19 protein-coding genes are annotated in these 24,791 nt (G+C 70.0%); 10 read left to right on the top strand and 9 right to left on the bottom strand.

From position 1 onward, the window contains the following. Window positions 1-380 precede the first annotated feature (380 nt). Window positions 381-2,045 (bottom strand): cellulase family glycosylhydrolase, encoded by a 1,665-nt coding sequence (locus AB0M08_RS37280; RefSeq protein WP_364504241.1) that lies wholly within the window; start codon window positions 2,043-2,045, stop codon window positions 381-383. Between the two features lie 574 nt (window positions 2,046-2,619). Between AB0M08_RS37280 and AB0M08_RS37275 the strand changes: the two genes are divergently transcribed. Next, window positions 2,620-3,171: a hypothetical protein gene (locus AB0M08_RS37275; protein WP_364504238.1), complete on the top strand. Its 552-nt coding sequence runs from the start codon at window positions 2,620-2,622 to the stop codon at window positions 3,169-3,171. A gap of 10 nt (window positions 3,172-3,181) precedes the next feature. Here AB0M08_RS37275 and AB0M08_RS37270 read toward each other — a convergent pair whose 3' ends face one another. Genes AB0M08_RS37270 through AB0M08_RS37260 form a run of 3 tightly spaced genes read right to left on the bottom strand, consistent with a single transcriptional unit; the run spans window position 3,182 to window position 6,176 of the window. Further along, a complete protein-coding gene (locus tag AB0M08_RS37270; RefSeq protein WP_364504235.1) occupies window positions 3,182-3,796 on the bottom strand; it encodes a GNAT family N-acetyltransferase in 615 nt (204 codons plus the stop codon). Next, the gene (locus tag AB0M08_RS37265) at window positions 3,793-5,538 is read right to left on the bottom strand and encodes an APC family permease (RefSeq protein ID WP_364504232.1); all 1,746 of its coding nucleotides are present in this window, start codon (window positions 5,536-5,538) and stop codon (window positions 3,793-3,795) included. The genes AB0M08_RS37270 and AB0M08_RS37265 overlap by 4 nt, the downstream gene beginning before the upstream one ends. Further along, a complete protein-coding gene (locus AB0M08_RS37260; protein WP_364504229.1) occupies window positions 5,535-6,176 on the bottom strand; it encodes a GPP34 family phosphoprotein in 642 nt (213 codons plus the stop codon). Before AB0M08_RS37260 ends, AB0M08_RS37265 begins: the two co-directional genes overlap by 4 nt. Before the next feature lie 248 nt (window positions 6,177-6,424). Here AB0M08_RS37260 and AB0M08_RS37255 point away from each other — a divergent pair, with 248 nt between their 5' ends. The 3 genes from AB0M08_RS37255 (at window position 6,425) to AB0M08_RS37245 (ending at window position 8,660) form a co-directional block, all read left to right on the top strand. Then, on the top strand, window positions 6,425-7,273 hold the full coding sequence (locus AB0M08_RS37255) for a helix-turn-helix transcriptional regulator (RefSeq protein ID WP_364504226.1): 849 nt from the start codon (window positions 6,425-6,427) through the stop codon (window positions 7,271-7,273). Window positions 7,274-7,315: 42 nt separating this feature from the next. Further along, window positions 7,316-7,531, top strand: a complete 216-nt coding sequence (locus tag AB0M08_RS37250; RefSeq protein WP_364504249.1) for a DUF397 domain-containing protein — start codon at window positions 7,316-7,318, stop codon at window positions 7,529-7,531. A gap of 304 nt (window positions 7,532-7,835) precedes the next feature. Beyond that, window positions 7,836-8,660 carry a serine protease gene (locus AB0M08_RS37245; protein ID WP_364504223.1) on the top strand — a complete coding sequence of 275 codons (825 nt, stop codon included), beginning with the start codon at window positions 7,836-7,838 and terminating at the stop codon, window positions 8,658-8,660. Between the two features lie 347 nt (window positions 8,661-9,007). Here AB0M08_RS37245 and AB0M08_RS37240 read toward each other — a convergent pair whose 3' ends face one another. Both AB0M08_RS37240 and AB0M08_RS37235 read right to left on the bottom strand, forming a co-directional pair. After that, a complete protein-coding gene (locus AB0M08_RS37240; protein WP_364504220.1) occupies window positions 9,008-9,886 on the bottom strand; it encodes a hypothetical protein in 879 nt (292 codons plus the stop codon). A gap of 160 nt (window positions 9,887-10,046) precedes the next feature. Beyond that, entirely contained in the window at window positions 10,047-10,361 is a 315-nt protein-coding gene (locus AB0M08_RS37235) for a hypothetical protein (protein WP_364504217.1), read from the bottom strand. Between the two features lie 450 nt (window positions 10,362-10,811). On the opposite strand from AB0M08_RS37235, the gene AB0M08_RS37230 reads away from it, so the two are divergent. Both AB0M08_RS37230 and AB0M08_RS37225 read left to right on the top strand, forming a co-directional pair. Continuing rightward, window positions 10,812-12,623, top strand: coding sequence for a diguanylate cyclase (locus AB0M08_RS37230; RefSeq protein ID WP_364504214.1), 1,812 nt, complete (start codon window positions 10,812-10,814; stop codon window positions 12,621-12,623). An 83-nt stretch (window positions 12,624-12,706) separates the two neighbouring features. Continuing rightward, complete coding sequence (locus AB0M08_RS37225) at window positions 12,707-13,873, top strand: helix-turn-helix domain-containing protein (protein ID WP_364504211.1); 1,167 nt, start codon at window positions 12,707-12,709, stop codon at window positions 13,871-13,873. Between the two features lie 13 nt (window positions 13,874-13,886). Here AB0M08_RS37225 and AB0M08_RS37220 read toward each other — a convergent pair whose 3' ends face one another. Then, entirely contained in the window at window positions 13,887-15,287 is a 1,401-nt protein-coding gene (locus AB0M08_RS37220) for a hypothetical protein (protein ID WP_364504208.1), read from the bottom strand. 83 nt (window positions 15,288-15,370) lie between these two features. On the opposite strand from AB0M08_RS37220, the gene AB0M08_RS37215 reads away from it, so the two are divergent. Beyond that, the gene (locus AB0M08_RS37215; protein ID WP_364504205.1) at window positions 15,371-16,027 is read left to right on the top strand and encodes a DUF305 domain-containing protein; all 657 of its coding nucleotides are present in this window, start codon (window positions 15,371-15,373) and stop codon (window positions 16,025-16,027) included. 6 nt (window positions 16,028-16,033) lie between these two features. Here AB0M08_RS37215 and AB0M08_RS37210 read toward each other — a convergent pair whose 3' ends face one another. Then, window positions 16,034-16,852 (bottom strand): helix-turn-helix transcriptional regulator, encoded by an 819-nt coding sequence (locus tag AB0M08_RS37210; protein WP_364504202.1) that lies wholly within the window; start codon window positions 16,850-16,852, stop codon window positions 16,034-16,036. A gap of 109 nt (window positions 16,853-16,961) precedes the next feature. Between AB0M08_RS37210 and AB0M08_RS37205 the strand changes: the two genes are divergently transcribed. The 3 genes from AB0M08_RS37205 to AB0M08_RS37195 are packed head-to-tail and all read left to right on the top strand — an operon-like array spanning window position 16,962 to window position 24,228. Continuing rightward, complete coding sequence (locus AB0M08_RS37205) at window positions 16,962-17,486, top strand: hypothetical protein (protein ID WP_364504199.1); 525 nt, start codon at window positions 16,962-16,964, stop codon at window positions 17,484-17,486. After that, window positions 17,486-19,429: a flotillin family protein gene (locus AB0M08_RS37200; RefSeq protein ID WP_364504196.1), complete on the top strand. Its 1,944-nt coding sequence runs from the start codon at window positions 17,486-17,488 to the stop codon at window positions 19,427-19,429. The genes AB0M08_RS37205 and AB0M08_RS37200 overlap by 1 nt, the downstream gene beginning before the upstream one ends. Beyond that, window positions 19,426-24,228 carry a DNA repair ATPase gene (locus tag AB0M08_RS37195; protein ID WP_364504193.1) on the top strand — a complete coding sequence of 1,601 codons (4,803 nt, stop codon included), beginning with the start codon at window positions 19,426-19,428 and terminating at the stop codon, window positions 24,226-24,228. Before AB0M08_RS37200 ends, AB0M08_RS37195 begins: the two co-directional genes overlap by 4 nt. Here the strand turns inward: AB0M08_RS37195 and AB0M08_RS37190 are convergent. Continuing rightward, complete coding sequence (locus AB0M08_RS37190) at window positions 24,170-24,781, bottom strand: hypothetical protein (RefSeq protein WP_364504190.1); 612 nt, start codon at window positions 24,779-24,781, stop codon at window positions 24,170-24,172. The two genes, AB0M08_RS37195 and AB0M08_RS37190, sit on opposite strands and share 59 nt — an antisense overlap. Between the last annotated feature and the right edge of the window lie 10 nt (window positions 24,782-24,791).

Raw genomic sequence — 24,791 nt, 5'->3', positions numbered from 1 at the left:
CTTCGCCACCGCGGCAGTATCCACGGCGTCAGTTGTCATGGTCATCAGATGCGTCTCCTTGATCAGGAGTTACACCGTTATTTGTACAGTCCCGGCGCGGCGGCGCGGGGCGGACGTAACGGACGCGGGAGCGCGGGGCGAACGTAACGGGCGCGGCAGCGCGGGGCGAACCTAGCAGGCGCGGCAGCGCGGGGCGAACCTAGCAGGCGCGGCAGCGCGGGGCGAACGTAGCGGGCGCGGCAGCGCGGGGCGAACGTAACGGGCGCGGCGGCGCGGGGCAGGCGCGGTGGGTGTGACGGGGTGGGGTCTGGATGGTGGGGTGCCCAGCCGTGGCTCGCACCGGCCCCAGTGGCGAGCCACGGCTGGGTGTCCAAAATGGATTACGTCGAAAGGGGGACGCCGGTGACCGTGGTGCCGGTGCGGGTCGCCGTGTAGCCCACCGTTTCGCCGCTCCAGAAGTAGAAGACGAGGGTGACCGGGGCGCCGTCGGTCACCTCGGCGAAGAAGTCGGGGGTCAGTGTGATGGAACCGGAGTCGTAGTTCGGGGCGAAAGTACGGTCGTACTCCTTGTAGGGAGTCCAGTTCTGCGGGCCCGCGTAACTGCCGTCGGCGTAAACGGCAGTCATCGTCGCCAGCTTGTCACCGTTGAAGGCGGCCGGAATCGTGAAGTCGTCGACCGTGCCGGTGGCGCTCGACAGAACCGGGGTCTCGAATGGGCGCACCTCCAATCGCCACGGCACTCCCCGGTCGAAACGCACCGAGAACGCGGTATTCCCCCCGTACGAGAGCAATCGCTTGAGGAGACTCGCGGTGAGCGTGAGCTGATCTCCGGAGAGGGTGTAGTCGGCGCCGCGGCGCAGCCCGGCGACATCCCGGAAGATGGTGCCGTTGGGGAGGAGCGTGACCGATTTTGACGTCACCGGTGCGGAGCGGCGCACGAAGATCATGTCGCTCTCGGCGGTGCCGGACCGGGTGTGCCAGCTGGAGCTGATCTGGGCGTAGAGCGCGGGATCCCGCCAGGTCAGCGCGGTGCGGTCGAGGTGCTGGCCGTTGTCCCAGAGCATCGTGGCGATGCCGCTCACCCGGGCCTGGTAGCCGAAGAGCTCGAAGAACTTGAGCTTCTCGCCCTGTTCGATGGTGTCGGTGCCGCGGTCGAAACCGAGCAGTCCGTACTCCCCGATGATCACCGGGATGCCGTGCGCGACGAGCGTGTCGCGGAGGCGGGTGAAGGTGTCCAGCAGGTCCTGGCGCGCGGTGGCGTCGAAGCGGTAGCCGCCGGCGATGTTGACGCTGAACGGCCAGTAGCCGTAGTAGTGGACGGTGGCGATCAGGTACGGGTCGCCCAACGCCGTGAACGTGCCGGCGAGCTGGTCGAGGTAGCCCTGGTCGGCCGAGGTGTGCAGGGTGGGGAGCACGAGCAGCCGGGTGGCGTTCCCGCCGCCGGAGCCGCGGACGATCCGGTGGAAGGACGTGTTCAGCTCGGCGAGCAGTGCGGCGTCGTCACCGCCCGTCACGAACTGCGGCTCGTTGACGCTCTCGAAGACCAGCCGCTGCGGCGCGTCCCGGAAGGCCGCGGCGATCTGCGTCCAGACCGCGTCGTAGCGGGTCAGGACCGCGTCGTGGTCGACCGGCATCGTGTTGATCCACTGCCACGAGTCGTGGTGGATATTGATCATCACGTAGAGGCCGTCGTCCAGCGCCCAGCCGACCACCTCGCGCAGCCGGGTCAGCGCCGCCGGGTCGATGGTGTAGTCCGGTGCGGGGCCGAGGTGCTGGCTCCAGGTGACCGGGACCCGGATGCTGCGGAAGCCCTGCGCGCGGATGCCTTTCAGCAGCTCGGGGGTGGTTCGCGGGTTGCCCCACGAGGTCTCGTCGGCTCCGGTGGCGTCGAAGGTGTTGCCCAGGTTCCAGCCCGGCTGCATCGCCGCGACCGCCGCCGAGGCGGACGGCACCGGTCGTGTCCCGGCCGGCGTGGAAGCGGACGCGGGGACGGGTGAGAAGCCGAGGCCGACGATCAGGGCCAGGGTGAGCAACCTGCCGAACATGGCGCTCCTTTGAGGACGTTGCATGGGAGCGTTCCCGTGCTGCCTGCGCAGACTATGTTCGGCTACTGAACTATGTCAATCGATGTCCGCCGTTTGACGAGAACACGGAAGCGGGCCACCCGGGGGAGGCAGGGGGACATACGCCTCGCCGGAATGACCCGCCGCGTCCGACCGCATCAGACCCCACTTCGTCGTCGAAGGGTGTGGCGTCCACACCGGCCGCCATACCGCTGTCCGCAAGCTGGCAACTCGGCGAACACACGGCGCTCAGCGCACGAAGTCCAGTACTCGGTGCATTCCGCAAAAAGGCCGATCCGCGGAATACTAAACTTTCCTGGCTTCCATTCCGGTGGGCTCAAGGGGTCCCGATACGCGTCTCTGAGCTGCAACTTCGCAAGTTGCACGACTTTCGGGCAAACAACGACCCTCCTTTCTGGAATTGGCACACGAAATCCACGACCACGCATTGTCCTCAACCTATTGCGCTTCGTACTCTGTTGGTCACCTGTCATCGATCTACATGAGTACGGTGCACACGGACAAGGGTCGACACGGGGCCCGCGGAGGAGCAGCCATGCTTGTCAAAATCATCGACCAGATTCCCGATGAGATGCAGAAGGCCGCCTGGGAGCTCTATGAAGGAGCGTTCAAGGACCTACGTTCGCTCGCCGTACAACGGCATCTGATGTACCGGTCGGAGTTCGACGAGGTGATGCGCGACCCGAGGATCGACAAGTACCTGTGCCTCGACGACAGCGGGAACCTCTGCGGCCTCTCCACGTTCACCAACGACCTGGACGCGGTACCGCTGATCGCTCCCGAGTACTTCGAACGCCGCTGGCCGGAGATGTACCAGGAGAAGAAGATCTGGTACGTCGGCTTCGCCGCGGTCGGCACCGAGGCACGGTCGACCCGGGCCTTCGCCGAACTGGTCGAGGCCATGCATCGCACCGCCTCGGACCGGAACGGGATGATCGCCATCGACTACTGCAACTACAACGACGTCGAGCGCAACTTCGGCCGGGTCGTCCGGCTGATGCTGCACCGGCTGTCGGGTGGCGCCATGCACTCGGAGTGCATGGACCAGCAGTCGTTCTGGCTCTACGAGTTCCCGGCGGCCGCGTAACCACGAGGAGTCAGACCATCGGCGCCCTCCACATCCCCCACAGCGGAGGACCGTCGGGAAGCTGGATCACGGACCGGACCTGGTATCCGTGCCGGAGGTAGAGATCGCGGTTACGCGGGTCGTTCGCCTCGAGGTAGGCCGGAATCCGGGCCCGGTCCATCCGCGCGTGGTGCCGGTCGAGCAGCGCGCTGCCGATCCCCTCCCCCTGCCTCTCCGGGCGTACGGCCAGGAAGGCGAGGTAGTGGTGCGGCTCGAGCGGGTGCTGTTCCTCCAGCGCCGCGTCCAGGGTCTGCACCCGGTCGAACGCCGTCTCGGTGACCTCCTTGAGGCGGCGCTCGTAGTCGGCCGGCGGCGGGATCATCGAGGTGAGCGGGAACCAGAGCGCGACCCCGCACATCCGCCCGTCGTCGGCGTCCGCGGTGCTGTACACCTCGCCGTACTGGAGGGCGTACTCCACGAAGATCTCGAAGTACCGGGGCGACAGGCGCCGCCGGGTCTCCGCGTCCGGGTGCAGCCAGCGGGCGACCGGACCGTCCCACATCGCCTCGGCCACGAGGTCGGTGATCTCCTCGGTGTCGAACGGCGACACGTGCCGGATCACGAGTTCCTGGATGGCGTACGTCATTGGGGCTTCCCTACCTGGTCGAACGGATGATGGGTCGGGAACTCCCGCACCGGGTACTCCTGCGCGGGGTACTGCTCCGTCGGGTACTCCTCGGAGAGGTACTGGTCCTGCGTCGGGAAGTGCTCCGGCGGGAGCTGGCCCGCGATCGGGAACTGACCGGAGAGCGCCAGGGCGTGCGGCGGCTGGGCGCGCAACGGCTCCGGGAAGTCCAGGGCCGACCGTCCGTCCACGCCGCGGCCGATGACCGCATACACGTCCGGGCGGGAGTAGCGCACGATCGCCGCCCAGACGATGCCGAGGGCGCCGAGAACGGCGTACCCCGCGGAGAACGCCCAGTTGAAGGCGGAGTCGGCGGGCAACCCGAGGATGTCGCCGAGTCCCACCACGGTGGCGAACAGGATCACGCTGAGCAGGAAGAACGCGATGATCGGCGCGAGCCGGCCACGCCACACGTTCTCCCGGTGCGGATGGCGTACGAAGAAGGCGATCACCGCGGCCGAGGTGCCCCACATCAGGATGAGCACGCCCAGGCCGCCGACCACGGTGAGATAACCGAAGAGCTGGACCAGCGGATCGGCCCCGGCCAGCCAGTAGCAGACGATCACGATCAGGGCCAGCACGCTCTGGGTGATCGAGCCGACCACCGGCGCGCCGGTCCGCGGATGGGTGTAGCCCCAGCGGCTGGGCAGCATCCGCTCCCGGCCGAGGGCGAACTGGTACCGCGAGACCGCCGCGTGGAAGGCGAGCAGCGCCGCGAAGATACTGGTCATGAAGAGCAGATAGCCCAGGGTGATCATGATGCTCGGCACATGCGGGCCGATCAGGCTGAAGACCAGGTTGGTCTCCTCCCGCTGGGCGTCCGCGACGATCTTGCCGGGTCCGGCGCCGACCGACATGGCCCACGCGGAGAGCGCGCACATCAGGCCGGCGAGGAGAACGGCGATGTGGGTGGCCCGGGTGATGGTCCGCTTCGGGTCCTTCGTCTCCTCGGAGAGCACGACGGTCGCCTCGAAACCGGTGAAGCCGCCGATCGCCAGCACCATCATCGCGACGACCTCGGGGGTCAGCAGCTGGTGCGGGTTGAGGGTGGTGAAGGTGACCGCGCCGTCGGCCGGGTTGCTGACCATCACGAAGTCGTAGACCAGCACCACCGCGATCTCGGCGATCAGCAGGACGCCGAGCACCTTGCCGCTGAGGTCGACCCAGAGCATGCCGAGGATCGCGATCATGAGCCAGGCCGCCAGCGCACAGGCGATCCACGGCGCGTTCAGCCCGACCGCGGCGAGCACGTCCGAGGCCACCACACCGAAGAGACCGAAGAGACCGATCTGCATCATCGCGTACGCCGCCAGGGCCACGAACGCTCCGGCGATGCCCAGCTCACGACCGAGACCATGGCTTATGTACGAGTAGAACGCGCCGGAGTTCACGATGTGCCGGCTCATCGCCACGAAACCCACCGTGAAGATCGAGAGGATCCCGGCGACGACGATGTAGACCAGGGGCAGCGCGGTGTTCCCGACGACCGCGTAGATGGTCGAGATGGCGCCGATGATCACGGTGAGCGGGGCCGCGCCCGCCACGCCGAAGAAGACCACCGACGGGACACCGAGCCGATTGCTGGCCAGCGCCTGGGAGACGAGGTCCGGCCCGTCCGGCGACCGTCCACGTAGCTCGGTCAGCATGGTTCCCGCCCAGCGATCGACGTTGTCGCGCCGGCGCTGGTGGCGTCCGCGGCTCACCGGCGGCCTACCGCCAGCGCGGACCCGACCGACGCCTCGGTGCACTCGACCAGCTCGCGCAGGTCGGGCGGCAGGGAGGCGATCATGCCGGGCAGGGCGTGGTAGATGTGCGGGTACATCTCGAACCCGTACATCACGTGGCGGGTCAGGCCGGTGGCGACCACGATGCCGACCAGGGCCCGGTCGGTCAGGTTCAGCTCCATGCCCCGGACCAGCATGTTCGCCACCCGGGTGGACGCCCAGGCGGCGGCGTTGCGCTGCCGGGCGGTGTTCGGCATGTAGAGGACCTGGGTGCTGCCGAGCATCCGGCGGCGGGTCACCATCTCCACCGCGCCGACCCGCATCAGCCGCTCGGCGACGCGCAGCGAGGAGTCCTGGGCCAGAAAGGCCAGCCACGTGCGTACGTCGGAGTGCCGCGACTGGCCCGAGAGAAGATCGAGAATGTCGTGCGAAAGCGCGTCCCGGGGTGGCCTTTGATCAACGATGAAGAGATCGCCGTCGGATACCCCGATGCGCCCCTCCAGGACCAACTCTGTCAGTAAAGCGGCGGCCAGCCCCAGGCCAGTCGCACGAGGATGTAACCTGGACCGCCCGGTGCGGTCCTCGTGTGCGATCAGGTAGTACTGGTCAGCCAACACTGCGCCACGCCCCTTAGACGCCAGTTCCAATGATCATTTGGCCTATGTAGCAAACAAGACAGAACTCGATGTCCGCAGCATCATGTCCCCTACACCAAGGTCAATGCAAGAAGTACTAGACTCCTTATTAAGGCCCCGCTGCTCATCACACCCATAATTGATCATGAAATAGCGATCATGAATGAACCGGCTGGATCACGAGGAACACTCGTAAAATCAAACTCCTCAGGGCCATTAGGGAGTCCCAGGTGTCCGATATCGAGGGTCCGACGCTACGACGCCGCCGGCTCGGACAGGAGCTGAAGCGCTGCCGCGAGGCAGCCGCATTGACCCAGCAGGACGTGTCACGCCACTTCGAGTGGCACTCCGCGAAGGTCACCCGGATCGAGACCGCGCGCGTGGCGGTCACCCCACGCGATGTCCGAGATCTACTGACCCTCTACCACGTGCAGGACGAGGAGTACCGGGAGGCGCTCGTCGAGCTCGCCCGCCTCTCCCGGGAGCGCACGTGGTGGACCGACTACCGGGACATCCTCCGCCCGGGAAACTTCGTCGGGCTCGAGGCCGCCGCCTCGTCGATGCGCTGCTGGGAACCGGTGATCGTGCCGGGGCTCCTGCAGACCGAGGCGTACATGCGCGCACTGATCAGGAGCGGACGTCCGGGCGACTCACAGTCGCACATCGACCGGCGCATCTCACTGCGCCTGACCCGCCAGAGCCGTCTCGTCGGCGCCCGTCCGCTCGAGCTCGCCGTGATCATGGACGAGTCCGTGGTACGCCGGGTGATCGGCAACGAGGACGTGATGGCCGAGCAACTCCGCCACCTCATCGAGGTAGCTAAATCACCGAATGTAACGCTCCAGATCCTGCCGTTCAGCGCCGGAGAGCACGCCTTCCTGGGTGGCCCAGCAGCGCTTTTGGAGTTCCGCGAGACCACCCATTTGAGCGTTGTCTACCTTGAGGGTGTTGCGGGAGACTATTACGAAGAGCAACCGGCCGAGGTTGCCCAGCATCGGCAGGAGTTCGAGCGATTGAGTGCGAAGGCGCTCGATCACCGCACTACGATGAAGATGATCGAGAGTCTGCTCGACGCTTAGCAACTCCCGAAGCAATCCTCATACCGAAGGGAGGTGCTCGAGTTGCTCGCGCATCAGCTCAATGGTGCCGTCTGGAAGAAGGGCAGTCGCAGTAACGGCAGTGGCGGTAGTAACTGCGTCGAAGTCGCATTCATCGACGAGGGAATCGCCGTCCGTGACAGCAAGAACCGGACAGGCCCAGCACTTTTGTTCACGGAGGCGGAGTGGACCGCCTTCGTGGACTCTGCCAAGGACGGCGAGTTCGATATCGCTTCGTGAGAGCCTAGCGATAGGCCCGCACCGATGGAAGTCCTGATTCAGGATCAACTTCTCCGGTGCCGACATGAGGGGCTGTGACACTCCCACCGGGGTGGCACAGCCCCTTCTACCGTTCCAGTGTTCATTTTCGGCCAAGATCCCAACCCATTGACATAGATGTACGCCGATGCGAGAGTGCGAGCACCGTTAGCTCGATCGGTGACGGTGGGCCGTAGACCCGGCTCGCATCCCCACCCAATCCGCCGGCTCCATCCCCGTCGGCTCGGAGGGCTCCGTCGCCAGAGAAGAAGGGACCACCCTCGCCATGCGCCTCCGACGCGCACTCTCGATCGGCGTCGCCGCCGTCGCGGCCGCCACCGCCGTACTCGCCGGCCCCACCGCGGCGCAGGCCGTCACCGCCGTCACCCTCGCCAACACCATCTCGCTGAGCAACTGCTCGGCGTCGCTGGTCCGGTACCCGACCTCGGTCAGCACCGACCAGGCGTTGATGCTCACCAACGGCCACTGTTACGAGGGTGGCTTCCTCGACGCCGGCGAGGTACTCCAGAACGTCAGCAGCAGCCGGACCGGCGGCCTGCTCAACAGCGCCGGCACCCGCCTCGGCACGGTCCGCGCCGACCGCGTCCTGTACGCCACGATGACCGGCACCGACGTCACGCTCTACCGGTTGACCGCGACGTACGCCACGCTCTCCACCCGCTACGGCGCCACCCCGCTGACCATCTCGGCCAGCCACCCGGTCGCCGGCACCACCATCGCCATCCCGTCGGGATACTGGAAGCAGATCTGGAACTGCAAGATCGACAGCTTCGTGAGTACGCTCCGCGAGGACGAGTGGACCTGGCACGACTCGGTCCGCTACGACCCGGACTGCGACACCATCGGCGGCACCTCCGGCTCCCCGATCGTCGACGAGACCAGCGGCGAGGTCGTCGGCATCAACAACACCGGCAACGAGTCCGGCGAGATGTGCACCCTCGACAACCCGTGCGAGGTGGCGGACGACGGAACCACCACGGCGTACGAGGGCCAGAGCTACGGCCAGGAGACCTACTGGTTCACCACGTGCCTGGACAGCAGCCGCAACATCGACCTCACCATCTCGGGTTGCCTGCTCACCAAGCCCTGATCGTCTCCCCCGCTGCCCGGCTGGCCCTGACGGTTGTATTCGGTGCTCCGATACAGCCCCCAGAGCCAGCCGGGCAGTCGGCTGTCACCGACCGGTCGATCGGCTGCCGCCAGCCGGGCCCGCTCGACCGGGCGACGTCGCGGACGGCCCAGATCCACGATCATGGCCGGCGCCCCTTCTCTGCCGAACGTGTGCGTCGACCGCCTCCGCCACCCAACGTGTGCGGCGGCGCCCCCACGCCACCGGATGTGCACTGTGACCCCCCCGGCGCCGGGCGTGAGACCCGGGCGCCCTGCCTACAGCCGGAGGGTGAAGCGCGATCGCCCCGGCGACAGAGCGCGTGGAGGTCAGGCGGCGCGGAGGTGGGCGCGGGAAGGGGTGGCGTGAGTGGGAGTAGAGGGGAGCAGGTGGCGGAGGGACGCGGCGTGGATGGTGGCGCGAGTGCCCTCGCGGCGCAGGTGGTCGCGGTTGCGGGTGGCGCGCTGGAGGTCGTCCCAGGCGCGCCGCTCGGCGGTGCGGGCGGCGCGGTGCAGGGCGGCCAGGTGGGTGGCCGCGGCTCGGTGGACGACCAGTTCCTGCTCAGCGGGGTGGAGTCGGGCATCCCAGGCGCCGCCGACCGGAACAGCGGCCGGGGCGGGCGCGAAAGCAGGCGCGGGATCGGAAGTGGGCGCGGGGGCGGGAATGGGGGTGGAGGTGAGCGCGGGGGCGGGGGTGGTTGGGGACTCGCTGCGGGTGGTGAGGGCGTCGGCTACCGCTGTGGTGGGGAGTTCGCCGCGGTCGGCGGCGGCGCGGACGGCCAGGTGGAGGTAGCGCTCGCGGTCGGCGTACTCGGAAGGGGTCTGGTCGGTGAAAGGGGTGTGGAAGGGGGCGGCGGCGCGGGTGCGGTGCAGGCGGGTGTCGGCGGCGTGCCAGGCCTGGAAGGTTGCGGCGGACCGGGCGGCGGCGGTCTCCCACTGGGACTGCCAGCGGTCGACGGCGCAGGCGGCCTGGTCGGCGGCGACGCGGAGTTCGGCGGCGTAGCGGGCGGAGGAGACCGCCTCCTCGACGCGGTGGCGGTGCTCGGCCTCGCGGGCCTCCTCGCGGCGGCGCAGGAAGCCGATCGTGTCGAAGAGGGCGCGTCGCGGGTTGCGGACGCCGTGCGGGCTGGCCAGGACCACCAGCGCGGGGAGGGCGGCCAGCCAGAGCGAGGCCCAGATCGCCGCGGGGGCGGGCTCGGTCAACAGCATGTCGGCAACCATGTTCATGGTGGGTGGGTCCGTTCCGCTCGTCTCGGGTCGCATGTCGGGTCACGCGCCATGGAGACCGGCGGAGGCGGAGAATGCCAGGAATGACTGCCGGGAACTGACGCGGTCGGTTGACCCCGGACGGCGATCGGCGCCGCAGAGGTCAGGCGACCGCCGCGGGCGGGGCCCGCGAACCCGTGGTGCCGGTGATGACCTGGGAGCGCAGTTCGCGCGTACGGTCCTCGACCGGCGCGCCGGCGGAGACCGGCGAGAGGGCGGGCGGTTCCGGGACCGTCGCCTGAGCGGCGGGGGTCTCGGTGGCCGGCACGCTGTGCGCGACGGCGGTGGTGGAGACGGAGGCGTCGCGGGTCCCGGCGAGCTGGACAGCCGAGGCGGGGGCGGCGAAGAACGCCAGCACCAGCGCGAGCAACGCGGGCAACGACCGGAGCACCGAGGCGCGCCAGAGGGTCGTTGTCATGTCTACCAAAGTACCAATATGTCCTGGTGGGGAGTGGGACCCACACCCGGACGCGCCGGGAACGGGCATGGAGTGGACGCCGGGCGAAGCGCGCGCAGGGCAGATCCAGCGCAGGGCAGCGCGGGGCGGGGCAGATCCAGCGCGGGGCAGCGCGGGGCGGGGCAGCGCGGGGCGGGGCGGGGCAGCGCGGGGCGGGGCGGTGGCCTGGGGCGAGGGGACGCGCCGGGCCGGCTCCTTCGCCCGCGTCGGAGCCGGCCCGGCTGCGAACGGCGTCGGACGGATCAACCCCGCGGGTGCGGAACACCCGCCCGCCGGCGCCGAGTACCCGGTCGCACGTCAATGCGCACGGTTCCGGCAATTATGGGCGATAACCGGCCTGTTGCCCAGGTCTCTTGACGAGCATTTCAGGTGACTGCTCACATCGGTCCGCCGTACGCCGATGGAGCCGGCATGCGGAGACCTGCCGGCGCCGATCCGGTGCTGCTCGCGCTCGTTCTGGCCGGGCTGCTCATGGTGCCGCTCTTCCTCGGCGGGCTCGGCGGCGACGCCGTCTCGTGGACGTTGCAGACCGCGATCGACGGCCTGAACGTCTGGTTCGCGTGGCGGCTGGCGAACCATCCGGCCGTGCCGCGGCACGGCCGCCGCTTCTGGCTCGCGGTGATCGCCGCCTGCGCCAGCTGCGCGGTCGGTGACGGTTTCCAGACCCTTCTGACGTACGCCCACCCCGGCGCCGAGCTCAGCGTGGTGCAGACCGCGTGTGTGGTGGCCGGCATGACGATCGCGGTGGTCGCGACGCTGCGCCATCCACTGGGCGGCACCGGCTGGCAGCGGCTCCGGCTCTGGCTGGACGCCGCCACGGTGCTCACCGGCGTCGCCGCGTTCCTCTGGTACTTCCTGCTCGCCGGCCGGCTCACCGGCGGCCGGGAGGCGACCGAGCGGTGGGGTGCGGCGGCCACCGCGGTGGTGATGCTGCTGATCGCGTTCGGCCTGCTCAAACTGATCTTCAGCGGGACCGCGCCGTTCGCCCGGAGCGCCGGCTGGCTGGGCGCGCTGGGGCTAGCCGGGACCGCGCTGAGCTCCTCGCTGGGCTCGGTGATCCCGGGCGGCGACGAGCCCCGGGTGTTGTACCTCCTCCAGCTCCTGCCGTGTGTCGCCGTGGCGGCCTCGCTGCGCCTGCAGCTGGTGCTGACCCGGCCGGTCGACCCGGCGAGGTCCGTGGTGGCCGGGCAGTACCCGAGCCGGCTGCCGTACCTCGCGGTGATCGCGACCCAGGTGCTCGTGGTGGTGGCGCTGCAGGACGGCGATCCGGATCTGCGGGTGTGGGGTGTGGCGATCGGCGCGGTGGCGATCACCGCGCTGGTGCTGGCCCGTCAGCTCTCCGCGGTACGCGACAACGACCGGCTGCTCAGCGAGCTGGACGAGCAGCGGGAGTGGTTCCGGGCACTGGTCCAGCACACCTCCGACCTGACCATGGTGGTCGACCACGGCGGCGTGATCCGGTACGCCAGCCCGGCCGCCGAGCGCGTCCTCGGCACCGCGCCGGAGCTGCTGGCCGGCTCCTCGCTGGACGACCGTACGCACCCGGACGACCTGCCCGCGGTGGTGCTGCTCGGCAACCGGCTGACGGCGAACCCGGGGGTGGGCATCGCGATCCAGCTGCGATGGCGGCACGCGGACGCGTCGTACCGGTGGCTGGACGTGATCTGCACCGATCTCTTCGACAACCCGAGCATCCGCGGGGTGGTGCTGAACGCCCGGGACGCCACCGAGTCCCGGGCGCTCCACGACGAGCTGCGCCGGCAGGCGGACCACGACTCGCTGACCGGGCTGGCCAACCGGGCGCTGCTGCACCGGCGGTTCGCCGAGGTGACCGATGCGGACGGGCGGGTCAGCGTGCTGCTGATCGACCTGGACGGCTTCAAGCAGATCAACGACGAGCACGGCCACCACGCCGGCGACCTGGTGCTGACCGCCGTCGCGGAGCGGCTCACCGGGCTACTCGGCGTCGGCGAGACGGCCGCCCGGCTGGGTGGCGACGAGTTCGCGGTGCTGCTGCCCGGCACCACCGAGGAGGAGGCCGCGAATCTGGCCGGCCGGATCGCCGTGGTGCTCGCCGAGCCGATGCTGATCGCGGGTGCGTGGCTGACGGTCGGTGCGAGCGTCGGGGTGGCCGGCGGCGGGGCCGGCGACGGCGAGCGGGTCCTGCGCGAGGCGGACGCCGCGATGTACCGGCGGAAGCACGCGCGGAAGCAGCGAGCATGATTCCCATCGATCCCCACGCCTGTTACCTTTCGGTAACCACCGGAAAACAAGAGAAAGACTCATATCGTTAGGCGACGGATCACATGCGCTCCCACCCCGCGGCCCCCGAGCTCCTCGCGACCCTGGTCCATGACCTCGCCACCGACCGGCGGCTGGTCGACGACGTGGTGGCCTCGGCACGCGCGCAGTCCCCGGACGCGGCCCGGTTGCCACCGGCGGAGAGCCGCCGCCACGTGGCCGCGCTGATCACCGCGGGCTGCACGGCGTTCCTGAACACCGGCGAGCCGGACGACGGCGACTTCGGCGACGCGGAGCGGTTCGGTGCCGAGGGCGCGGCGCTCGGCGTGCCGGTCGGTGCCCTCCTCTCCGGGCTGCACGGCGGCCGCAGCCGGATCCTGGAGATCGCGATCGCGCGCGGCCGGGAGGCGGGCCTGCCAGACGACGTGCTGCTGCAGGGGCTGCTCCGGCTGGACCGCTACGGGACCGCGCTGGAACGGCACGTGCTGGAGGGGTACCGGGCGGCGGAGCGGCAGCTCGACATCGACCGCCGGGCGATCCGGATCCGGCTGCTGCGGCACCTGCTGCTCGGCGCGGACGGCGCGGACGAGGACCTGGCCCGGTTCGGGCTCACCGCCGAGGGGCGGTACCACTGCGTGGTCTCCGACGTGACCGACCCGGTCCGGGCCCGCGAGCTGGAACAGGCCTTCGCGCGCTGCGGCGGGGTGCTGGCACCGGTGAGCGGGCGGCTGAGCGGGGTGGCGCCACGGCTTCCGAGCTTCACGGCAGCACCTTTTGAGCGGATCGTGAGCACTCCGGCCGTACCTCTGAAAAACGTCGCGGAGGCGCATCGCCTCGCCCTGGCCGCGCTGCACGCGGCTCGCGTCCGCGGGGTGACCGGACCGCGCAGGGTGACCGACCTCGCGGCCGAGACGGCGCTGGCCGGGCAGCCGCTGCTGGCCGAGTTCCTGCGGGACGAGCTGCTCGGTGCGCTGGATCCGGGCGACGACTTCCACCGGGATCTGGTCGGGACCGCGCTCGCCTACCTGGACCGGGGCCAGCGGCTGGACCGGACCGCGGGATCGCTGCATCTGCATCCGAACACGGTCCGGTACCGGATGCGGCGGCTACGCGAGCTGACCGGTTTCGGCGACGGCGAGGAACAGCTCACCGTGATGGAGACGATGCGCTGGTGGTGGGCGCTCTGGGCCTGGCAGCAGGCGGCCGGCCACGGTCGGGGACCGGCCGCCTGACGCCCGTCAGGCCCTACCAGGAGCGGTAGTCACTCTGGGTCTGCGCGTTGAAGAGGTACGTCCGCGCGTGCTTCGCCTTGTCGATCCGGTGGTCCTTGACCTCCAGCACGTCCAGGCCCTTCTGGATGTCGCTGGAGTAGATGAAGCCGTTGTACCAGTACGCCGACCAGGAACCGCCGACGACCAGGCTCTCGGTGCTCAGCGGACCCCGCTCCCAGTACGCGATCTCCGTGGGCCGGCTGGAGTCGGTGAAGTCCCAGACCGAGATGCCGCCCTGGTACCACGCCTGGACCAGGATGTCGCGGCCGGGAACCGGGATGAGCGAGCCGTTGTGCGCCACGCAGTTCTCGGTGTCCGCGTTGGCCCGCGGGATCTTGAAGTAGCTGCGGAACCTCAGCGAGAGCTTCTTCCCCTTGCCGACGATGTCGTAGATCGCGTCGGCGCCCCGGTTCGGGCCGACCGTGGCGTTGCACTCGGCGCCGCCGCCCCCGCCGAGCTCGTCGGTGAAGACCACCTTGGTGGCGTCGTTGTTGAAGGTCGCCGAGTGCCAGAAGGCGAAGTTCTCGGTGTCCCGGACCGTGGTGATCACCGAGGGCGCCACCGGGTTCGAGATGTCCAGCAGCACGCCGTCGCCCATGCAGGCACCGGCCGCGATGTCCTTCGCCGGGTACGCGGTGATGTCGTGGCAGCCGGTGGTCGCGCTGCTGTCCGCGTCGCCGCCGAACCCGCCGTCCGGGAAGAGCACCGGGGTGGCGACCACGGCCGCCGCCGTCGGGTCCTTCAACGGCACCTTGACGATCGAGATCTTGTCGTGCGGCAGCGCGCAGTTCGTGTAGCTCGCGCCGGAGAGGTTGTACGACTGCACGTAGAGGTAGACCGAGTGGTCCTTCCCCTTGCCCGGCACCATCGTCTGGGTGTGCGAGCCGCAGTCCGTCTTGACCGCCTTGACGTACGCCGGATTGAGCGGATCGCTGATGTCGAAGACCTTGATGCCCTCCCAGCGCGGCGTCTCGGCCGGCGAGCTGGCCGGCACCGACGCGCTGGCGCAGGAGTCGTCGGTGCGCTGCGAGTCGGTCGCCACGAAGAGCAGGTCACCGTAGATCGACAGGTCGTTCTGCGAGCCCGGGCAGAGCACCTGGGTGGCGACCCGCGGGTCACGCGGGTCGCTGATGTCGTAGACGGTGAAGCCGTTGTAGTTGCCGTCGAAGGCGTACGTCCCCTTGAACGCCCAGTCGGTGTTGAACGCCCCGGCCAGTGGCCCGGCCGTGTCCAGATGTGCCACCTGGGCGATGTTCGGGCTACTGACGATCTCGTCGACGCCTGGGATGGCAGTGTCGGCGTGGGCGGGCGTGGCCACCAGCAGGCCGAGCAGGATCGCAGCGACGGCCGTTCCACGTGAGGCCAGGTGCTTCATCGAGCTAACCTCCGGCGATATAGATATTTGTCGTTACCATAGCTGCCGGAAGACGGGCCTGTGGGGCGTTCGGGAAGGAAGCGATGGACCGGAGACGGGTGTGGGCGCTGACCGGGGCAACGGTCGCGCTGGTCACGGCGGGTGGGGTCACGGTCGCGGTGCGCGCGTCGGACCAGCGCCCGGCTTCCGTTGCGGCGTCCCCTTCCGCGGTGCGCGTGGTGCTGCCGGGAAAGCCGGGGGAATCGGCCGCGGTGTCCGACTCTGATCACGTGCGGGCGCCCGACGGATCGCCCTACAACAGCATCGACGTGACGTACGCCCAGATGATGATCGCCCACCACCGGCAGGCGGTTCAGATGGCGAAACTAGCCCCGGAACGGGCGGGCAGCGCGCAGCTGCGGTCGCTGGCCGAACGGATCGTCGCCGGGCAGGGGCCGGAGATCGCGGTGTTGCAGGCGTGGCTCTCCGAGCGCGGGCAGCCGGAGAACGACCCGGACCACGACCACAGCGGGATGCCCGGGATGCAGTCCGCGGCGGCGCTCGCCGAGCTGACCTCGGCCCGGGGCGCGGACTTCGACCACCGGTTCGTCACGATGATGACCGAGCACCACGAGGGCGCCCAGCAGATGGCGGCGGATCTGCTGCGCGGCGGGTCGGACGAGCGGCTCAACGAACTCGCCAACGAGACCGCGGTGGAGCAGATGTCCGAGATCCACCGGATGGCGGACCTCGGACTCTGACCCCGGTCAGCCGACGGCGGACAGCATCTGGAGCTTCTCGTAGCTGGCGGAACCGGGCACCGCGGTGAAGACCAGCAGGGCCTGTTCCTGCTCCGGCTCGTACAGGGTCTGGCAGTGCACCTCGATCTCGCCCAGCTCCGGGTGGACCAGGACCTTGTGCTCGACGTGGGTCAGGCCCACCTCGTGGGTGTCCCAGATCGCGGCGAACTCGGGGCTCGCCGCCAGCAGCGCCGAGACGATCTCCCCGGCCCGGCCGTGCGGGGCGGCCGCGTACATCTGCCGCAACTGGGCCGCGAAGATCCGCCCGTGCTTCCCGTGGTCCCGCTCCGGATAGATCCGCCGGGACGCCGGATCGGTGAACCATCGGTGGACCACCGCGCGGGACAGCCCGGTGAAGTGCGTCTCGTCGCCGAAGAGCGCCACCGCCATCGGGGTCTGCCGCAGCGTCTCGCCGAACCGGGACATCACCATCGCCGGGGTGTCGCCGAGCCGGTCGACGATCCGCATCATGCCGGGGCTGATGTGGTCGTCGCGGAACGTCCGCAGCGGTACCGGATGCCCACCCAGCCGGAACAGGTGATCCCGTTCCGAGAGGTTCAGGTGCAGTGCCCTGGCCAGGGCCGCGAGCATCTGCCCGGAGGGCGCCGGGCCGCGCTGCTGCTCGATCCGGCCGTAGTAGTCGGACGACATCCCGGCGAGCGACGCCACCTCCTCACGCCGCAGCCCGCCGGTCCGCCGGCGCTGCCCCCGCGGCAGTCCCACGTCCTCCGGCTGCAGCGCTTCGCGCCGGGTTCGGAGGAAATGTGCCAACTGTTCCCGATCCATGCGATCCAGTCTTCCCTGTCCCTAAGGCCGGAAGAAGGCCGTCGTTAACCAGGGATTACTTGACCCCGGCTGGCACTCTGAGATCGTCATGGGATTCATAGATGCCGCCTTGAGCTTTCCCACGGTCCTGTTCACGCCACTGCTGGTGCTGGTGATCATCTACTGGGTCGTGGTGATCAGTCTGGGCGCCGACTTCGAGAGCGGCGCCGTCCTCGGCATCCCCGCTCCGATATACATCTCCCTCTTCGTCGCGCTCGCCTGGTTCGCCACCCTCTCCGGCGGCGAATGGCACGGCCCGGTCCCGCTCTGGGTGATCCCGATCGCCGCGATCGTGCTCGCCGCGGTCATCGCCCGGCTGCTGGCCATCCCGCTGCAGCGGATGCTGCCGGACGGGCCGGACGCCTCCCGCGCCGACTTCGTCGGTCTCACCTGTGTGATCCGCACCGGCCGGGTCACCGACGCGTTCGGCCAGGCCGAGGTGCACGCGGCGGACGGCTCGTCGGCGATCATCCAGGTCCGCCAGGCCGGCCGGGACGAACTGCACGCGGGCACCGTCGCCCTCATCTACGACGTCGACCCGGAAGGCGAGTTCTTCTGGGTCCTCCCCGCCGATATCGCTAGGAAAGGTCTTTGATGGACGTCGTCTCCACCGGTCTCGGTGTGCTCATCGCCGTCGTACTGCTCGTCGCGGTCGGCGTGGTGTTCTTCCTCAGCCGCATGTTCCGGAAGGTGGAGCAGGGTAAAGCCCTGATCGTCTCCAAGGTGCGCCGCGTCGACGTGACCTTCACCGGCGCCGTGGTGCTCCCGGTGCTGCACAAGGCCGAGACCATGGACATCTCGGTCAAGACCATCGAGATCTCCCGTACGGGTCGCGAAGGCCTGATCTGCCGGGACAACATCCGCGCGGACATCCGGATCACGTTCTTCGTCCGGGTCAACAAGACCACCGAGGACGTCATCAAGGTGGCGCAGGCGATCGGCACCAGCCGGGCCAGCAACGAGGCCACCCTGCAGGAGCTCTTCAACGCGAAGTTCTCCGAGGCGCTCAAGACGGTCGGCAAGCAGCTGGACTTCGTCGACCTCTACACCAAGCGCAACGAGTTCCGGGACCAGATCATCGAGGTGATCGGCACCGACCTGAACGGCTACAGCCTGGAGGACGCGGCGATCGACTTCCTGGAGCAGACGCCGCTCGCCGCGCTCGACCCGAAGAACATCCTGGACGCGCAGGGCATCCGGAAGATCACCGAGCTGACCGCGATCGAGGCGGTCCGCACCAACGACTTCCGCCGCAACGAGGAGAAGGAGATCACCCGCCAGGACGTGGACGCCCGCGAGGCGATCCTCGAGCTGGAGCGCCGGCAGGCGGACGCGGAGATCAAGCAGCGGCGCGAGATCGAGACCATCCGGGCCCGCGAGGAGGCCGAGATCGCGCTGGCCCGGGCCGAGGAGACGCTGCGCTCCGAGGGTGCCCGGCTCAAGACCGAGCAGCAGCTCGGCGTGCAGACGGAGAACAAGAACCGGGAGATCGCGGTCGCCGAGAAGAACCGCGAGCGGGTCATCGCGATCGAGAGCGAGCGGATCGAGAAGGACCGGATGCTCGAGGTGATCGGGCGCCAGCGGGAGACCGAGCTCTCCACGATCGCCAAGGACAAGGAGGTCGAGACCGAGAAGCGGTCGATGGCCGAGGTGATCCGGGAGCGGATCGCGGTGGAGAAGACGGTCGCCGAGCAAGAGGAGAACATCAAGCGCCTGCGTACCGTCGAGGAGGCCGAGCGGACCCGCCAGGCGGTCATCATCAACGCCGAGGCCGAGGCGCAGGAGGCCCTGGTCAAGGACATCAAGGCGGCCGAGGCCGCGGAGACCGCGGCCAAGTTCAAGGCCCGCGAGCAGCTGCTGCTCGCCGAGGCCCGCCAGCAGGCCGCCGACCTCGACGCCCGCGCCAAGATCCGCCTGGCCGAGGGCACCCAGGCCGAGGCGGCCGCGAGCGGCCTCGCCGACGTCCAGGTCCGCGAGCGCAACGCCGAGGTGATCGAGAAGACCGGCCGCGCCGAGGCCGAGGTGATCGAGAAGACCGGTCTGGCCGAGGCCGCCGTCGAGCGGCAGAAGGCCCTGGTCGCCGCCGAGGCGATCCGCGAGAAGCTGAAGGGCGAGGCCGAGGGCCTAGAGCAGAAGGCCGGCGCGATGGCCACCCTGGACGAGGTCACCCGGGCGCACGAGGAGTACCGCCTGCGTCTGGAGGCGGAGAAGGAGATCCGGCTGGCCGGCATCACCGTGCACAAGGAGATCGCCGAGGCGCAGGCCATGGTGCTCGCGGCCGGTCTGGAGAAGGCCGACATCGACATCGTCGGCGGCGACTCGATCTTCTTCGACAAGCTGGTCGGCTCGATCGCCCTGGGCAAGAGCATCGACGGTTTCGTGGAGAACTCGACGGTCGCGCAGGGTCTCGGTGCCCGATACCTGAACGGCGAGGGCGACCTGGCCGAGACGCTGAGCAAGATCTCCACCGCCGACGTCGCGAACATCGCCGTCGCGGCCAGCCTGGCCCAGGGCAAGAAGGACCAGGCTGACAAGTGACCATCGACGCCGGCACCTATGAGGTGCTCCGGTCCCGGCTCGGTGCGAAGGCACGCGAGCTCGCCGACCGGGCCGAGGCACTGAACGCGCGCCGGGTCGAGGCCTTCGGTGCCCAGCAGACCAGCCTGCTGGGCACCGAGCGGATCCGGACCGGCAACAACTGCGTGGCCCGCGATGTGGCGCCGGCCGGGGACGCGCTGCTCTTCGGCGGCAACGCGTTCCTCGGGCTCAAGGCGGAGACCGCGGTCGAGGACGTGCTCGTCTCGCTCGACCGCGAGTTCCAGCCGCACCCGGTGCCGGGCCTGCTCGACGATCCCGGCTTCCGGCGGGACTTCGCCGAGCTGTACCGCTACTACAGGGAGACCCGGCTGGTCCGGCTCTGGCGGGTGGAGCAGCTGCTGCTGGCCGTCTTCCAGACCGGGGCCCGGGCCGACGACCGCAAGGTGCTGCGCTGGCGGATCGGTGTCGACGGGAGCGTCACGTACCTCGACGCGCGGGGCGAACGGGACGCGGTGGCGCCCCCGCCGTACGACTTCGAGTGGACCCTCACCACCCGGGAGCAGCACGTTCTCGGGCGGCACCCGCACGTCTCGATCGAGGACGAGGTCTTCGTCGAGACGGTCGGCGGGACGCTCACCGTCAAGGTGGAGGACAACACCGAGGACGGCGAGGGCATCTTCTCCGAGCCGGTCGACGAGCCGCTGCAGAGCCTGGCGGACGCGGAGATCGGGTACGCCCGGGTCGGCGCGCTGATCCTGCTGCGGGTGCTGCCGTACCAGGAGACCGCGTACCGGTATCTGGTCTTCAACACCCGGACCCGGGACGTACGCCGGCTGGACGGGATCGGTCAGGCCTGCCGCCGTCTCCCGGACGACCAGGGCGTGATCTTCCCGGGCGGGTACTACCTGGCCACCGGCGTGGCGAAGACGTTCGACGCGGACACCGCCGGGCTGGAGTTCGAGCGGGTGGTGCGCTCGGTCAACGGCGAGGACGTGCTCTACGTGTTCCACGCCGCCGAGGCCGGGCGGTACCTCCTACTGCCGTACAACGTGATCCGCAAGGAGGTGGCGACCCCGATCGGCGGGCTGGGGTACGCGATCTTCGACGACGGCGTGCTGGTGGTGCTCCGCGGCACCCCCGACGACGAGCCGGCCCGGATCCACCCGGTCCAGCTCTGGCAGACGCCGTACGTCGCGGAGGAGGCGGCCCCGGCGGCCGGTAGCGGACCGCTGGAGCGGGTGGGCAACGCCGACCTGGTCCGCGGCATCGCGGACGCCCTCGTGGTGACCCGGATGGTGGACGAGATGTCCGCGGCCGGCCCGGTCTTCGAGGCGATCATCGCGGCCTGCACCCGGGCCTTCGACAACTACCACTGGCTCGGCGACGCCGAGTTGGAGGACCTCGCCGCGCCGCTGCACGAGGTACGCACCGCGGCGAAGCAGGTGCTCGACGAGTTCGCCTCGGTCGTCGCCCTCCAGGAGCAGGCGGCGACCGCGGTCACCGAAGCCGCCACGAAGGCCGACGGCCTGGTCCGGGACACCGACGCGGACTGGCTGCGCCGCCTCTCCGACCTGCGCCGCGAGCGCGGCCACGTGGCGGGGCTGCGGGAGATGCGCTACATCGACCTCGCCCGGCTGGACGAGATCGACGCGGCCCTCGCCACCGCGACCGACGAGACCGCCCGCCGCGCCGTCGAGATCCTGCGCCGCCCGGACGCCTTCGCCGCGTACCAGAAGACCGTCGACGAGCTGGCCGCGAAGGCCGCCGCGGTGGAGACGGTCGCCGAGGCGTCGCCGGTCGCCGAGCGGATCGCCGAGCAGTCCGACGGCCTGCAGGTGGTGACCGAGGTGGTCGGCGGCCTGGAGATCGCCGACGCGACCGTCCGGGTGTCCATCCTGGAGCAGATCGGCACCGTTCTCGGCGGCCTCAACCGGGCACGCGCCACACTGGACGGTCGCCGCCGGGAGCTGGCCTCGGTCGAGGGCCGGGCCGCGTTCGCCGCCGAGTTCGCGCTCTTCGGGCAGTCCGTCGCGGCCGCGCTGGCCGCCGCGGACACCCCGGAACGCTGCGACGAGCAGCTCGCCAAGCTGATGGCCCAGGTGGAGAACCTGGAGACCCGGTTCGCCGACGTCGACGATTTCGGCGACCGGCTGGCCGCCAAGCGCACCGAGGTCTACGAGGCGATCTCCGGGCGCCGGCAGTCGCTGCTGGACGAGCGGGCCCGCCGCGCGGACCGGCTGGCCGAGTCGGCCCGCCGGATCCTGGCCGCGGTGCACCGGCGGATCGCCACGCTCGGCGACCCGGACGAGGTCAACACGTACTTCGCCACCGATCCGATGCCGGCCAAGGTCCGTTCGGTCGCGCAGGACCTGCGCGAGCTCGGCGACACGGTACGCGCCGAAGAGCTGGACGGCCTGCTCAAGGCCGCGCGGCAGGAGGCAGGGCGCGCGCTGCGGGACCGGCTGGACCTCTTCGGCGACGGCGGGATCCGGCTCGGGCGGCACGTCTTCGCGGTCAACGAGCAGGCGATCGACCTGACCCTGGTCCCGCACGACGGCGGGCTGGCCTACGCGATCACCGGAACCGACTACCGGGCGCCGGTGACCGATCCCGCCTTCGCCGGCACCCGCCCGTTCTGGGACCAGCCCCTCATCTCCGAGAACCGGGAGATCTATCGCGCGGAGCACCTGGCCGCCGCGGTCCTCGCCGAGAACCCCGGGATCGCGGGCGGCGGCACCCTGCGCGAGGTGGTCCGGCGGGCGGCGGAGGCACGGTACGAGGAGGGCTACGAGCGCGGCGTGCACGACGCCGACGCGACGGCCATCCTCGAGGTGCTGCTCCGGCTGCACGCGGGGGCGGGCCTACTCCGCTTCGAGCCGTCGGTCCGGGTCGAGGCGCAGCTCTTCTGGGCCTTCGGCGCGTCCGGCGAGCAGCGGGCGAGCTGGCAGCTGCGGGCGGCGTCGCTGGTCCGGGCCCGGCAGCTGTTCGGATCGGCGGGCACGGCCCTCGACGACCTCCGCGCCGAGCTGGACGCGGCAGCCGGCACGGACGTCGGCGGTTACCTCATCGAGGAGCTGGCCACGGCGCCCGCGGGGTTCGCCACCAGCGCCGGGGCACGGACCTTCCTGGACCGTTTCCACCGGGAGCTCGGAGGCTCGGAGGCCGCTCGGCAATACACCGACGACCTTCGTGCCCTCGCCGATTCCCCCGAGATGAAGCGCCAGCTCGTCCAAGCCTGGCTCGAAGCCTTCCACCAGGCCAAACCCGACTCCGGGGAGCGGGCCGACATGCTGGAGGCCATCGGGGTCGAGGTCGCCGGCACCGCGCTGACCAGGTACGACGTCTCCGCCGCCCTCACCGAGAGCGTGTCGGGCCTACTCGGGGTGCATCCGAGGATCACTGACGGCCGGCTGGACATCCGGCTGGACGACCTTCTCGCGCGGGCGACGACACATCGTCAGCAGAATATGCCTGGATATCGGATATACCAGCAGCAGCGAGCGGCCCTGGCCGCCGCCGAGCGGGAGCGGCTGCGGCTCGACGAGTTCAAGCCGCGGGTGATGACCACGTTCGTACGCAACCGGCTTCTCGACGATGTCTATCTGCCGTTGATCGGCGACAACCTGGCCCGGCAGCTCGGGGCGGCGGGGGATGACAAGCGGACGGATCGCTCGGGGCTCCTCTTACTGATCTCCCCGCCCGGCTACGGCAAGACCACGCTCATGGAGTACGTCGCCGACCGCCTCGGCCTGGTCTTCGTGAAGGTCAACGGGCCGGCCCTGGGACACGGCGTCACCTCGCTCGACCCCGCCGAGGCGCCGAACGCGACGGCCCGCCAGGAGGTCGAGAAGATCTCGCTCGCCCTGGAGATGGGCAACAACGTGCTGCTCTACCTCGACGACATCCAGCACACCGACCCGGAGCTGCTGCAGAAGTTCATCTCGCTCTGCGACGCGCAGCGCCGGATGGAGGGCGTCTGGGACGGGCGGACCCGCACCTACGACCTGCGGGGCAAGCGGTTCGCGGTCTGCATGGCGGGTAACCCGTACACCGAGACCGGGCGGCGTTTCCGGGTGCCGGACATGCTGGCGAACCGGGCCGACGTGTGGAACCTGGGCGACGTGCTCTCCGGGCGCGAGGACCTGTTCGAGCTCTCGTACCTGGAGAACGCCCTGACCACGAACCCGGTGCTGGCGCCGCTGGCCGCCCGGGACCGGGACGACCTGACACTGCTGCTGCGCCTCGCGGAGGGGGACGAGACCGCGAAGCCCGCGCATCCGTACTCCGCCGCCGAGCTGGAGCAGATCCTGGCCGTGCTGCGGAAGATGCGCCGGGCACAGCGGGTGGTGCTCCGGGTCAACCAGGCGTACATCGCGTCGGCCGCCCAGGCCGACGCGAGCCGGACCGAGCCGCCGTTCAAGCTGCAGGGGTCGTACCGGAACATGAACAAGCTGGCCGAGCGGATCGTGCCGGCGATGAACGACGACGAGCTGGAGACGGTCCTCGACGACCACTACCTCGGCGAGGCGCAGACCCTCACCGGCGGCGCCGAGGCCAACCTGCTCAAGCTCGCCGAGATCCGCGACCGGCTGACCCCGGAGCAGGCCGCGCGGTGGGCCGACGTCAAGGCCGCCTACCTGCGCGAGCAGGCGCTCGGCGGGGACGGCTCGGACCCGCTCTCCCGGGTCGGCGGCGCGGTCGGCCTGGTCGCCGACCGGGTGGCCGGCATCGAGGCGGCGATCAGTCGTCTTCGGCCGGGATCTGCGGCAGCACCTGGGCCAGCTGAGTCGACGCCATAGAGAGCGCCTGGAAGCCGGCATCGCTGAGATCCTCGTCGTCGTGCAGGTCGACGAGCTTCTCGGCGAAGTCCTGGAGCTTCCGGGCCGCCTTCTCCGCGTCCCGGTCCTCGATCTCGTCGGCGACCTTGTCGAGCCGCTTCGCCAGCGACTCGGCGTCGTCGTCGTCGATCTCGCCGTTCTCCGCCAGCAGGTCGATCGCCTCGTCCAGCTGATCGACCAGCTGGTCCGGGGTGAGCGACGGGTTGCTCGCCGTCGCGGCCGGCGTCGTCGTGCTCGCCGTCGCCGCCGGCCCGGTGGAGATCTCCTCCCCCGGCTCCTCGGTCGCGGCCGCCGTCGTCGCCGTCGCGCCCGGCGCCGCGGCCGGACTCCGCTCGCCGTCCCCGCCCGACGACAGCATCCAGATCACCGCCGCCAGCAGCACGGCCCCGCCGGCGCCGGCCGCGATCGCCACCCGCCGGTGGTTGGCCGCGCGGTAGACGCCGCTCGCCTCCACCACCGGCAGCGAGGCCGTCGGCGACGGGTCACGGGATTCTGGATCATGCAGGTCCGCCATGGCGGACATT

Origin of the sequence: Actinoplanes sp. NPDC051851 (assembly GCF_040681165.1) — a bacterium.
Classification (GTDB): Bacteria; Actinomycetota; Actinomycetes; order Mycobacteriales; family Micromonosporaceae; genus Actinoplanes.
This window is presented reverse-complemented; position numbering and strand designations above follow the sequence as displayed.